The sequence below is a fragment of the Emticicia oligotrophica DSM 17448 genome (genome assembly GCF_000263195.1).
In the GTDB taxonomy this organism is placed as follows: domain Bacteria; phylum Bacteroidota; class Bacteroidia; order Cytophagales; family Spirosomataceae; genus Emticicia; species Emticicia oligotrophica.
Map to the genome: position 1 here is coordinate 4,735,077 of NC_018748.1, position 12,516 is coordinate 4,747,592.

Annotated in this window: 11 protein-coding genes; 7 read left to right on the forward strand and 4 right to left on the reverse strand. The window is 34.5% G+C overall.

The genetic code is table 11. From position 1 onward, the window contains the following. Positions 1 to 28: 28 nt before the first annotated feature. A complete protein-coding gene (locus EMTOL_RS19630) occupies positions 29 to 442 on the reverse strand; it encodes an OsmC family protein (protein WP_015031074.1) in 414 nt (137 codons plus the stop codon). A 166-nt stretch (positions 443 to 608) separates the two neighbouring features. Here EMTOL_RS19630 and EMTOL_RS19635 point away from each other — a divergent pair, with 166 nt between their 5' ends. The 3 genes from EMTOL_RS19635 to EMTOL_RS19645 all read left to right on the forward strand — a co-directional run bounded on the left by EMTOL_RS19635 (position 609) and on the right by EMTOL_RS19645 (position 3,636). Then, positions 609 to 1,388 (forward strand): hypothetical protein, encoded by a 780-nt coding sequence (locus EMTOL_RS19635; RefSeq protein WP_015031075.1) that lies wholly within the window; start codon positions 609 to 611, stop codon positions 1,386 to 1,388. A gap of 103 nt (positions 1,389 to 1,491) precedes the next feature. Beyond that, the gene (gene lipA, locus EMTOL_RS19640) at positions 1,492 to 2,367 is read left to right on the forward strand and encodes a lipoyl synthase (RefSeq protein ID WP_015031076.1); all 876 of its coding nucleotides are present in this window, start codon (positions 1,492 to 1,494) and stop codon (positions 2,365 to 2,367) included. A 105-nt stretch (positions 2,368 to 2,472) separates the two neighbouring features. Beyond that, positions 2,473 to 3,636: a lycopene cyclase family protein gene (locus tag EMTOL_RS19645; RefSeq protein WP_015031077.1), complete on the forward strand. Its 1,164-nt coding sequence runs from the start codon at positions 2,473 to 2,475 to the stop codon at positions 3,634 to 3,636. Between the two features lie 12 nt (positions 3,637 to 3,648). On the opposite strand, the gene EMTOL_RS19650 is transcribed toward EMTOL_RS19645, so the two are convergent. Beyond that, entirely contained in the window at positions 3,649 to 4,104 is a 456-nt protein-coding gene (locus EMTOL_RS19650; protein ID WP_015031078.1) for an Lrp/AsnC family transcriptional regulator, read from the reverse strand. Between the two features lie 150 nt (positions 4,105 to 4,254). Between EMTOL_RS19650 and EMTOL_RS19655 the strand changes: the two genes are divergently transcribed. The 4 genes from EMTOL_RS19655 to EMTOL_RS19670 are packed head-to-tail and all read left to right on the forward strand — an operon-like array spanning position 4,255 to position 10,293. Beyond that, a complete protein-coding gene (locus EMTOL_RS19655; RefSeq protein ID WP_015031079.1) occupies positions 4,255 to 6,795 on the forward strand; it encodes a serine hydrolase in 2,541 nt (846 codons plus the stop codon). Beyond that, positions 6,788 to 7,831, forward strand: a complete 1,044-nt coding sequence (locus EMTOL_RS19660; RefSeq protein WP_015031080.1) for an N-acetyltransferase DgcN family protein — start codon at positions 6,788 to 6,790, stop codon at positions 7,829 to 7,831. The genes EMTOL_RS19655 and EMTOL_RS19660 overlap by 8 nt, the downstream gene beginning before the upstream one ends. 3 nt (positions 7,832 to 7,834) lie before the next feature. Next, positions 7,835 to 8,905 carry a mandelate racemase/muconate lactonizing enzyme family protein gene (locus tag EMTOL_RS19665; RefSeq protein ID WP_015031081.1) on the forward strand — a complete coding sequence of 357 codons (1,071 nt, stop codon included), beginning with the start codon at positions 7,835 to 7,837 and terminating at the stop codon, positions 8,903 to 8,905. Between the two features lie 11 nt (positions 8,906 to 8,916). Continuing rightward, positions 8,917 to 10,293, forward strand: a complete 1,377-nt coding sequence (locus tag EMTOL_RS19670) for an APC family permease (RefSeq protein WP_015031082.1) — start codon at positions 8,917 to 8,919, stop codon at positions 10,291 to 10,293. Between the two features lie 51 nt (positions 10,294 to 10,344). Here EMTOL_RS19670 and EMTOL_RS19675 read toward each other — a convergent pair whose 3' ends face one another. Next, the gene (locus EMTOL_RS19675; RefSeq protein ID WP_041694280.1) at positions 10,345 to 11,559 is read right to left on the reverse strand and encodes an NADH-quinone oxidoreductase subunit D; all 1,215 of its coding nucleotides are present in this window, start codon (positions 11,557 to 11,559) and stop codon (positions 10,345 to 10,347) included. Positions 11,560 to 11,630: 71 nt separating this feature from the next. Beyond that, positions 11,631 to 12,503, reverse strand: coding sequence for a phosphodiester glycosidase family protein (locus EMTOL_RS19680; protein ID WP_015031084.1), 873 nt, complete (start codon positions 12,501 to 12,503; stop codon positions 11,631 to 11,633). Positions 12,504 to 12,516: the final 13 nt, after the last annotated feature.

A 12,516-nucleotide genomic window follows, 5' to 3' on the forward strand; every position in this document is an offset into this window, starting at 1 on the left:
CTGAGTTTGAAAACTCAGCTCTTTTGTTTTATCTCCATTCAAAATTAAAAACTTGCTCAATTTCTGGGTGTAAACTTAATGAGACTGGACAAGTATGAGCAGCTCTTACGTACTTGGCTTTTACTTCATCAGAAAGTGGTTCTGGTGTTTTCATTTTAAAATCAACAATAACTTTTGCAATTTTACGTGGTGGTTCAGCCGACATAATTTTAGTTACTTCGATTTCAGAACCAGTAAAATCAATACCTTCACGTTTGGCCATTATTCCCATAATTGTCATGGCACAGCTCCCCAAAGAGGTGGCAGCTAAATCAGTTGGTGAAAAGGCTTCTCCTTTTCCGTTATTATCAACAGGGGCATCAGTTATAATGGCATCACTCGATTGAAGGTGAGTAGCTTCTGTGCGTAAATCACCAAGATATACTATTTTCGAAGTCGGCATTTTCTTTGGATTAATTTTTTATAATTTTGAAAATAAACTGTTCAAAATAAGGCAAAAAGAACTATTTTTCAAAAAAAGCGAACATTAGATTAATTAAATTAGTTAAAAGATAAATGTTTTTTCAAAAAAAACCGTTTATATTTATATTATCAATCATAAGTAAACAATGGCTTCTGTGATTATACGTTTTCTAAGCATATTATTTATAGTTAGTTCTCTAACAACTTTTGCTCAGCGAAAGGCCTCTACTCCTGCACCAAAGAAAACAATTGAAGATTACAAAATGCTTGCTTATGGAGCAACTACAAATACAAACTCAGGTCTTTTAGGAGGCTTTGTTGTTCGTCATTCAAGTGCTGTTGGTTCATTCAAAACTCATCCTTTACATCGCTACATTGCCGTAGAAGCCATTAATATTAAACATCCTAAAGAAAAATCAGAGCCAACAAGTATCGCTAATAGATTTATTTACGGTAAAACAAACTACTTGTTTTCGGTGCGTCCGCAATATGGTAGAGAAATTGTATATTTTAAGAAAAATGGTGAAGATGGAATCGGAATTAGTCTAATCGTAGCAGGTGGTCCTTCAATTGGCATACAGAAACCTTATTATATTAAATATGACCGTACTGGTCGCGGCCAGATTGAGGTTGTTCAGTTTGACCCAAACATTCACAAAGAGCTAAATCGAATTCAAGGTTCTGCCGGAATTTTACAAGATTTCTTCAAAGGGATGAAAATGAATCCGGGTGCTCATGTAAAAGTAGCGGCAAATATTGATATGAATACTTTTGGTAATAGTCTTACAGGATTTGAAATAGGTCTTACCGCTGAAGTTTTCGGAAAAACCCCTGAAATCATGTCAAGTCAACTTACAAGAAATTCAAAATTTTACACTTCTGGTTTTCTAACGGTCTATTTCGGCAATAGAAAACAAAAAAAATAAACCTTCAAAAGCCATAAAGCCTTACCTTTGTATCATGAAATTATTCTTGATTTCTGATTGTTGTATTTGTTTAGGTTAGGTTTTAAACAATTCCTTTAAAATAATGATAGAATTACCCGTTGTAAGTAGCGAACAACGCACTCGAAGACCAGATTGGCTAAGAGTGAAGTTGCCTATTGGAGAAAATTTCAAAAAAGTAAGAAGCTTAGTTGACGAATACAAATTACATACGATTTGTCAGTCAGGAAATTGCCCCAATATGGGTGAATGTTGGGGAGAAGGAACTGCTACATTCATGATTTTGGGTAATGTATGTACACGTAGTTGTACATTTTGTGCTGTTGCAACTGGACGCCCAAATGAGTACGATGTTGACGAACCTCGTCGTGTAGCAGAAGCTATTCAATTAATGCAAGTAAAACATGCCGTAATTACTTCAGTTAATAGAGATGAATTGAAAGATAAAGGTGCCGAGATTTGGTATCAAACGGTAAAAACGGTAAAGGAAGTTTCTCCAAAAACCACGATAGAAACATTAATACCTGATACAAAAAGTAATTGGGAAGCTCTCTATCGCATGATTTCGGCTGGACAAGAAGTAGTTTCACATAATATGGAAACGGTTGAACGTTTATACAGAAATGTTCGACCACAAGCGAAATATGCACGTAGTTTAGAGCAAATTCGTCGCACGAAAGAATACGGTCAACGTACGAAGTCAGGAATTATGCTTGGTTTGGGCGAAACACAAGATGAAGTATTCAAAGCAATGGATGATTTAGCTGAAAATGGTTTGGATATTCTTACACTTGGGCAATACCTTCAACCTACTAAAATGCACCACGAAGTAATTGAATTTATTCACCCCGATACATTTGCGATGTATAAAGAAGAGGGACTTCGTCGTGGACTTAAATATGTAGAATCTGGGCCTTTGGTTCGTTCAAGCTACCATGCTGAAAGACACGTTCACGTTTAAAAGCTATTAATCGAAAAACATATTTCGACTAAAATTGTTCTTCCATAGGGTAAGCGAATCAAACTTACCTTATGGATTTTTTATTTTCAGTAAAAACTAAGTAAAGTGAAAGAAAATAATTGGGATTTTATTATCTGCGGTGGAGGTATGTCAGGACTTTCACTAGCTTATTATTTACAAAAAAGCCAATTAGGTCATTCTTCAATATTAATAATTGAACCTCAAGAGAAGTTAAAAAATGACCGTACATGGGCTTTTTGGCAAGAAGAAAAAAGCCCTTTTGAAGATATTTTATTTAGAAAATGGGATGTAGTAAATTTTCGAAATGCTGATAATAAAATCCAAAAATTAGATATTGGTAATTATCAATATAAGCTGCTCAGAGGAATAGATTTCTATAATTTTATTCATAGCGAACTAAAAAAATCACCCAATATTCAATGTATTAAAGATACAGTAGCCAGTATTTCGGATACAGACCAATTTGCCATAGTAAATACCACTTCTGGACAAAACCACCAAGCCAAGTTTGTATTTGATAGCACCTACAAGCTAAAACTTAACATTGAAAAAAATCATAACTTACTTCAACATTTCAAAGGCATTGTTATTCAAACACAAGAAGAAAAGTTTAATCCTGATTTACCAGAAATGATGGATTTTAGTGTTCAACAATACGATGAATGTAGATTTATGTATCTATTACCATTTGATAAAAACACTGCATTGGTTGAATATACGCTCTTCACAGAGACACTTCTCGCAGAAAAAGAATATGACCTTGAATTAAAAAAATATATTACGGAGAAATTACAAATAACTAATTTTAAGATACTTGAAGAGGAATTCGGGGTAATTCCAATGTCGGATGAAACCACAAATGAATTTCCAAGTAAACACGTGATTAGAATAGGTACGGCGGGCGGTTATACTAATCCTGCAACTGGCTACACCTTTAGAAATACCCAAAAAAGGCTACAATTACTTGTCAAACAACTAGAAAATACAGGAAAACCTCACATTAAGGATTCTTGGTTTCAGAAACGTTTTTTATTATACTCAAGTGTATTACTAAATGTTTTAGAACAAAAACGTCAACCCGCTGCTGAGGTTTTCGCTCGACTATACGAACGTAATGCTCCAGCCCAAATTTTCAAATTTTTAGATTGCGAAACAAATCTTTGGGAAGAAATTAAGATTATGAATTCTACCAAGAAAATAAAATTTTTGGCCGCAGTTTTTGATGTTCTCCGAAGAAAATACATTTAAAATAATACACTTTCAATCAACCTGTATAATAGTTGAATACTTCACATCGTGTAAAACTACCGCACTGCTATGTACTTTAACTATTTGTATCTCAGCGAGTTGCTTTAAAAAGCTATCATATTCTTTGATATCTTTTACAATAACCTTGAGTTGATAATCGACCAGACCAGCCAAATGATAACATTCTAAAACTTGAGGCATTGATTTTACAATTTTCTCGAAATTTTCAATATTTTCTTTGGTATAAATGGGCATTGAAACATTGCAAAAAACTACTTGTCCCTTCCCTACCCTCTCTGGATTTAGCAATGCTACGTAAGCATCAATAACGCCTTCTTTTTCTAAACGTTTGATTCGTTCAAAAACAGGTGAAGTTGTCAAATTTAATTCTTCAGCCAACTCCTTAATGGTAAGTTTAGCGTTCTTTTGTAATAAGTCTAGTATTTGTTTATCTACAATGTCCAGCATATTTTGCTTAAAAGGTTAAACTAATTTACCTGAAAAAGAATATTTTCCTTAAAATTAATAATTAATCAGATTTATATTACACGAATTTCAAAATTTAAAGAACAAAATTTAACTTTATATAAATTTCTTAGCATTTATCCCTTCTAACTTATGCGAAGTTTCTTGTCTTTGGTATTGTTTTTTTACTCATACATGAGCTTTTCTCAGTTGAATGTTCAACAAGTTGAGAAAGTCAATTCAATGCTAACACAACTTCATTCACAAGCCATGTTCAATGGCGTAGTTTTGATGGCTAATGAAGGCGAACCAATCTATGAAAAAGCATTTGGGATAGGAAATATTCAAACAAACGAGGCACTTACACTTAATTCATCCTTCAATTTGGCATCTATTTCTAAGCAATTTGTTGCCATGATGAGCATGATTTTGAAAGAACAAGGCAAAATTCAGTTTGATGATAAAGTTAAAAAGTATATCAGTACATTTCCTTATGATAAAATAACCATCCGACAATTACTGACTCACACTTCGGGTTTACCTGAATATTTCGACTTAGCAACTCGATATAACAATACACTCGATACACTTAATAATGAAAAATTAGTAAACCTGATTGCAAATCTCAAACCTGAACTGGAATTTGAACCAGGTAATCAATGGGAATATTGTAATACAGGGTATGTCATTTTAGCGACAATCATAGAAAAAGCCTCAGGAATGGACATTGAGGATTTTTTCGATAAATATATTACCCAACCACTTCATCTTACAGACACCTTTGTTTATTACTTAAACATGAAAAGCCCGTTGAGCAATAAAACTCGACGGGTTTACGGGTTTCAAAGACAAAATGGTAAAAACAAACCCAACGACCTCATGAGATTTGATGGCGTAGTGGGTGATGGCAATATTTATTCTTCAGCAAAAGATTTATTGATTTGGGAACAAGCATTATATAAGGCACAGTTAGTGAGCAAGGCAACTCTTCAAGAAGCTTTCAGGCCTGTTAAACTTAAGAATGGCCAAACTTATAATTATGGTTTTGGTTGGGAAATTGATAAAAATGAAAAAGTCTTAAGCCATACAGGCAGTTGGGTCGGATTTGAAAATTATATCGAACGAAATATTGAGTCAAAAACTACGATAATTATACTTAGCAATTCTACAAATGACACTGCTATTGACCTAATAAACAGCATTGTATCTAACCAAAAAGTAAAAATTCCACAAACACAAATCATTAAAAACATCCAACTCATTGATGGCACTGGGACAGTTGCTCGTAAGGCAGATGTAAGGTTTATTGATGATAAAATTTGGGAAATTGGCGACCTAAATGCTTTTGAAAACGAACCCAATACTGATGGAAAAGGCTTAGTTTTAGCCCCCGGATTTATTGATTCTCATAGCCATCATTTTAGTGGACTCAACAAAGTTCCCGAAGCAATTCCAGCAGTTAGTCAAGGAATCACCACGATTGTCATTGGGCAAGATGGAGGTAGCTACCCAATGGATACGCTCAAAAAATTCTTCAAAAAACGGCCAATAGCTATCAATATTGCCTCTTATACGGGCCATTCTACCTTAAGAAGTGAAGTAATGGGTGCTAAAAGTCTTTATCGAACGGCCAAAGAATCGGAAGTTGAACAAATGAAAACCATACTCAAAAAAGAATTAGAAAAAGGTTCTTTAGGATTAGCTACTGGTTTAGAATACGAATCAGCTTTTTTCTCAAATCGAGATGAGGTTTTGCAATTAGCTCAGGTTGTGGCAGAAAATGATGGAAGATATATGAGTCATATTCGTAGTGAGGATATCAATTTAGATGATGCCATTGATGAAATCATTGAAATTGGCCGAGAAACAAAAATACCTGTTCAAATTTCACATATAAAGATTGCGAAAAAAGACCAATGGGGAAAATCACCTGAATTGCTTGTTCGCCTACAAAAAGCTCGTGCAGAAGGAATCAACATTACGGCAGATTGTTATCCTTATGACTTCTGGAATTCTACTCTTAGAGTTCTTTTCCCAAACCGAGACTACACTAATTTGTCAAGTGCAGAATTTGCAGTTAATCAACTTTTTGACCCTGAAAAATCGGTTTTGGTTAGATTCGCCCCAAATAAATCTTATGCAGGAAAAACCATTACTGCCATTGCCCACGAACGCGGAGAAAAACCAGCTCAAACGCTGATGAATTTAATTGCTATTGCGGCTGAATTTGAAGAAAAAAATCCCGACTATAATGAGGGAATTGAAGCGGTTATGGGAAAATCAATGGACGAAACTGATGTATCGAATTTCTTACTTTGGCCACATACAAATATTTGTTCTGATGGCTCACCAAGTGGGCATCCTCGTGGGCATGGTACTTTCACTAGAATTTTAGGCAGATATGTTCGTGAACAAAAATTAATGTCTTTAGAAACAGCCATTTATAAAATGACTGGGCTTTCGGCCGAAAACCTCGGCATTAATGATAGAGGGATAATTTCAGTTGGAAACTATGCAGATTTAGTGCTTTTCAATCCTGAAACTATTATTGATAAAGCTGACATTAATAACGGCAAAGCCCTTTCAATAGGTATTGAAAAAGTTTGGGTAAATGGGCAAGTGGTTTACCAAAATCAAAAATCAACTGGAAATTATCCTGGAGTATTAATAAAGAAACAAAGTAAAGATGAATAAAGCAGTCATTCTCACCAACGGAATTTTACAAAAGGCAGATGCCAAAACTGCACATGGACTTATCAGAGGGACAGAAAGATATAACATCATTGGGGTAATTGATTCACACGAAACAGCAGGGGAAGATGCAGGTGAACTATTGGATGGAAATCATAGAAATATACCTGTCTTTGCTAACTTTAATGATGCTAAAAATGCTCTAAATGAAATAAACTTCTTAATAATTGGGATAGCCACAGTTGGAGGAGTTTTACCAACTGAAATGCTCGAAATTATCAAAGAAGCTATTGAAAATGGCATCTCAATTGTCAACGGTTTACATGAATATCTTTCTGAAAAACCAGAGATTATGGATTTGGCAGATGCTAACCAAATAAAACTTATTGATATAAGAAAGCCCAAAACTCGTAAAGATTTGCATTTTTGGACGGGTGATATTTACCAAGTTCAAGCGAAAATTATTGCAGTAATTGGTATGGATTGTGCCATGGGCAAACGAACTACTGCTCGAATGCTTCGACAAGCTTGTGAAAAAAAAGGTTTAAATGCACAAATGATTTATACCGGACAAACTGGCTGGCTTCAAGGGGGTAAATATGGTTTTATATTCGACTCAACACTTAATGATTTTGTTTCTGGAGAATTGGAACATGCCATTCTTAGTTGTTGGCGAGATACTAAGCCCGATTTCATTTTTCTTGAAGGACAATCGTCATTGAGGAATCCAAGTGGGCCTTGTGGACTAGAATTATTAATTTCTGGTAATGCTAAGCACGTAGTTTTATTACATGCTCCTAAAAGAAAATATTTCGATGATGAACCACATTGGGGAGAAATTCCAAGTGTGGAGTCTGAAATTGAAATCATTGAAAAATTAGGTTCTAAAGTTATTGCAGTGGCCCTAAATACCGAAAAGTGCACTAATGAAGAGGCTTTCGAGTATCAAACTTATTATGAAAAAAAATTAAAAATACCCGTACTTTTACCTATTCAAGAGGGTGTAGAAAAACTACTTCCAATTCTTACGACATTATAGGCTATGAAAATAAAATCAATTAGACCTTTTTTAAGAAAGTTAGCTCTCAAAAAGCCTTACACAATTGCTTACAGCACCTTTTCAGATGTTGAGCTTGTTTTTTTAGAAATTGAGCTTGAAAATGGTATCATTGGTTTCGGTTCGGCAAGCCCTGCGGAAGAAGTAATTGGTGAAAATTCACAACAAACACTTATAAATCTTCAAACCGAATTTGTACAAAATCTAGTTGGACGTGACATTCGTCATTTTCAACAAATCATTTTTGATACACAACAGTATTTTCCCAATTTAGCAGGTACACAAGCAGCCGTTGATTTAGCCTTGCATGATGCTTTCTGTAAATATTTAGGCATAAATGTGGTAGATTTTTATGGACAAAAAATCAAAGCTCTGCCTACTTCCGTGACCATTGGGATAATGAATGTCATTGATACCCTTGAAGAAGCTAAAAATTACTTTGATTTAGGATTTAAGATACTTAAAGTAAAGACGGGAATTAGTGTTGAAGAAGATATCGAACGCCTTATTCGTTTACATGAGATTTATCAAAATAAACTCAAAATCAGAGTTGATGCTAATCAAGGCTATAATTTAGAGGAATTAAAAAAATTTATGTCGGCTACTCAAAAACTTAGTTTGGAGCTAATCGAACAACCTCTACCGGTTGGTAATGAATCAGAATTTTATGCCTTAACACCAAGCGAATGTAAAATTTTAGCAGCCGATGAATCATTAAAAAATGCACACTCAGCTCTTACATTTGGAGGTATTTTTCAACCCTTCGGCATTTATAATATCAAACTAATGAAATGTGGTGGAATTTTACCAGCATTAGAAATAGCCAATATTGCCAAACAAGCCAATATTGCACTTTTTTGGGGCTGCAATGATGAAAGTATAGCTAGTATCGCGGCGGCTCTTCATGTAGCATATTCTTGCCCAAACACTCAATTCATTGACCTTGATGGTAGTTTCGATTTAGCGGAAGATTTAGTTACAGGAGGGTTTTCTTTAGAAAATGGATACTTAAAAGTCAATTCCAAAGCAGGTTTTGGATTTGAAAAAATTGTATAAACATTCTTAATATGTCAAAACTAACACCCAAAATCGGACTTAGAGCAGCAACTATTTTGGTTGTGAGTGTGATTGTTGGTTCTGGTGTTTTTAAGAAAATAGCCCCAATGTCTGCCGAATTGGGTTCGCCTATTTTGGTACTATTATGTTGGATTTTAGCAGGCTTTATTAGTTTAGCAGGAGCACTTTCTACCGCCGAAATGGCAAGTATGTTTCCAGATTCAGGCGGAGAATATAATTATTTTCAGAAAATTTATGGTCGTTTTTTTGCATTTCTCTATGGATGGGGCAATTTTACGGTAATGAAAACTGCTTCCATTGCAGCCTTGGCTTATATTTTTGCACAATCTTTCAATAGTTTAATTCCACTTCCCAGCTCAACAATTACTTTTACAATTTTTGGATTTAATATTTTTGAAAATCTTTCAATTAAAATACTCGCAAGTGGATTAGTCATTTTTCTAAGCTTTGTCAATTTTCGAGGAATATCGGTTGCTGAAAGTTTAAGTAACAAGCTTACCCATATCATGTTTGGGTCGGTATTGGTATTCATTGTAATAGGCTTATTCTCGACAAAGGGAAACATTATAAATCTTACACAAAATAGTAACGATTTTACGAAAATACCCTTAAGTGGATTTTCTTTAGTCAAAGGAATGATGATTGCAAGTCTGGGAGCATTTTGGGGTTATGAAGGTTGGAATCATATTGGTTATATTGGCGAAGAAATAAAAGAACCTCAAAATAATCTACCATTAGCATTATCATTTGGAACAATAATCGTAATAATTATTTATGTTTCTCTCAATTTATTATTTCTGTATATTTTGCCAATAGATTATTTTATTCAACTCAATAACACTCCTAATAAAATTGCAGCAATTGAAGTAGCCAATCAATTAATGGGTGAAAAAGGAATGATTTTTATTGCTTGCTTGATTTTAGTTACCACACTCAATGCCACCAATAGTTCAATCATGATGTCGGCACGAATTTTTTATGCCATGTCAAGAGATGGCTTATTCTTTAAGAAGGCCTCCTCTATCCATTCGGTTTATAAAACGCCTGATTTCTCACTTTTGATACAAGCAATATGGTCAATACTTTTAATATGGTCTGGAACTTTTGACCAACTTACAGATATGCTAGTTTTTGCTTCATTTATCTATTACGGAAGTACCGCTTTAGGAGTAATAATTATGAGGATAAAATTTCCAAACATTGAAAGAAAATATAAAGTCATTGCTTATCCAATTCTTCCCATTTTCTTTGTTACTTTTTGTGTGTTACTATTTATTATTACAATATACAATCAGCCCAAAGAAGCACTGCTAGGACTTGGATTAATTGGAACGGGTATTCCTTTTTATCTATTTTGGCGGAAATAAAAAAGCTCAAAAAAAAGTTTGAAGCTTAAATTTTTTAAAACATTTTCAAAATTATCTATCAACTTCTCCCATTACCACATCTAATGAGCCGATAACAGCAATTAAATCGGCAATCATTCCGCCAATTGAAAGTTCGGTAAGAACAGATAAATTATTATAAGAACAAGCCCTTGCTTTTACTCTTGTTGGCACATCAGAGCGTCCATCAGTTCTGAAAAAGAACCCTAATTCTCCTTTTGGATTTTCTGCTCTACAATAAAAATCCATTTTGGGTGGACGAATCTTTTTGGGCAATAGAGTTTGTGGGTCAAAATCATTAGTACGTTTGTGTTCTTTGGTAAGTTTTTCCAGACATTGCTCAATAATCTTCAAAGACTCCCAACATTCCTGAACCCTTACATTATTTCTATCCCAACAATCTCCAACTTTACCAGCCTCTCCCTTCCCAACTGGAATATCAAAATCAATTTCTCCATAAACAGAATAATTATCGACTTTTCTCAAATCCCACTTGAGTCCAGAACCACGTAATACTGGCCCAGTACACCCATAATTAATGGCCATCGGTAATGGTAAAACCCCAACATTTGCAGTACGATTGATAAAAATGTGGTTTTCAATAACTAGCTGCTGTAACTCTATAAGCTTAGGTTTTAGGTAAGCTACAAATTCTCGACAACGGTCTTCAAATCCTACGGGTAAATCATAGAATAAGCCTCCAACCCAAATATAGTTGTATAACATACGAGCCCCACTCAACCATTCTAACATACGCATAATATGCTCGCGGTCGCGGAATAACCACAAAAATGCAGTTGTGGCACCCATATCAGCACCGTAAGTTCCAATTGCAATAAAATGAGAAGCCAATCTATTCAATTCAGCAACTAAAACCCTGATATATTCTATTCTTTTCGGAATATCTTTATCAATTCCTAACATTTTTTCGAGCCCCATCACATAAGCTAACTCCGAATTCATGGCAGCTACATAATCGAGTCTATCAACAAAAGGAATCGTTTGATTAAAGGGTAAGTTTTCAGCATGTTTTTCAAAACAACGATGCAAATAACCCAAATGTGGTACAACATCGGCAATAATTTCGCCATCTGTCACCACCTCTAAACGCAAAACTCCGTGCGTAGAAGGGTGCTGAGGCCCAAGATTTATAACCATTTCTTCAGAATACAAATCATCTTGTTTGTATTTATTAGGTTCAGAAATAGTTAAGTTTTCGGGACGATATTTATATTGAATTGTTTTCAAGTTTCCTGAATTCAGATGATTTTTAGATAAATACACGAGAAAATTTGTAAGTTACTACTTTATAATATTCGCTATTTGATATAAAAAATATTACTTACCGAACGTTCGCCTGCGTGGTCAAACAATTTATTATCGGAAGGGTAATTCACAACACCATTTTCTGGCTGACCTTTGATATACATCGTCGTTGAACCTCCACCATCAAAATTGATAGCATCTTTACAATTCAATGCTTTAGCTAAGGTAGTTAATTCAGCCAGCGTCATACCAAAAGCTTCCGACGAACGACCATCCACAGTAATCAACATTAATTTATTATTATTTGTTACACAAGCACAAGTACGCGGGTGTCTATTATCATTGAATGAGGTTTGAGGTAAGTTTTCCTGCACATTATTGAGTATTAATAATGGCCCAGTTAACAGTACGTTTTCGGCATTTACGGTTCGCTCCCAACCTATTTTTGCCTCACCTTTAATAATTTTCACCTCATTTTTTTGAATAGTAAGTGCAGAAATCGCGTGGAAAGGCAAACGAGGTACATTATCAAACCTTGTAGTATCAATGATTGTACCTCCGATTTTCAGGAAATCTACCGCACCTCCATTTTTAGTATCAAAAAATCCTGCATTCACTGCAGCTAGAGCTCCTATATTTGCTGCAATGGTGCTCGTTTTTAACAATAATCGCTTAGCTTGCGTATCTTTTCTTTGAGTATCGGCTGCTGCAATTCCAAACAAAAAATGCTTCGAATGATTAGGTATCTCTAAAATATTAATTGATTGGTTAGAAAAAAAAAGCTCTTTATCCTTTAAATGCACACGCTTCCAAACAAACTTTTTACCTAACTTCGTAGTTACCCAATTAGCATTTTTTATTGTGCTTTCTTCATTTTGTGCAAAACAAAAATGTGAGATAAAAAGTAATATCAAAAATTTTCTCATTCGTTAGGTTATT

What these genes read in the sequence shown, in the direction of transcription:
- EMTOL_RS19630 (WP_015031074.1), bottom strand. Translation starts at nt 442, where the DNA reads ATGCCGACTTCGAAAATAGTATATCTTGGTGATTTACGCACAGAAGCT.
- EMTOL_RS19635 (WP_015031075.1), top strand. Translation starts at nt 609, where the DNA reads ATGGCTTCTGTGATTATACGTTTTCTAAGCATATTATTTATAGTTAGT.
- lipA (WP_015031076.1), top strand. Translation starts at nt 1,492, where the DNA reads ATGATAGAATTACCCGTTGTAAGTAGCGAACAACGCACTCGAAGACCA.
- EMTOL_RS19650 (WP_015031078.1), bottom strand. Translation starts at nt 4,104, where the DNA reads ATGCTGGACATTGTAGATAAACAAATACTAGACTTATTACAAAAGAAC.
- EMTOL_RS19655 (WP_015031079.1), top strand. Translation starts at nt 4,255, where the DNA reads ATGCGAAGTTTCTTGTCTTTGGTATTGTTTTTTTACTCATACATGAGC.
- EMTOL_RS19660 (WP_015031080.1), top strand. Translation starts at nt 6,788, where the DNA reads ATGAATAAAGCAGTCATTCTCACCAACGGAATTTTACAAAAGGCAGAT.
- EMTOL_RS19665 (WP_015031081.1), top strand. Translation starts at nt 7,835, where the DNA reads ATGAAAATAAAATCAATTAGACCTTTTTTAAGAAAGTTAGCTCTCAAA.
- EMTOL_RS19670 (WP_015031082.1), top strand. Translation starts at nt 8,917, where the DNA reads ATGTCAAAACTAACACCCAAAATCGGACTTAGAGCAGCAACTATTTTG.
- EMTOL_RS19680 (WP_015031084.1), bottom strand. Translation starts at nt 12,503, where the DNA reads ATGAGAAAATTTTTGATATTACTTTTTATCTCACATTTTTGTTTTGCA.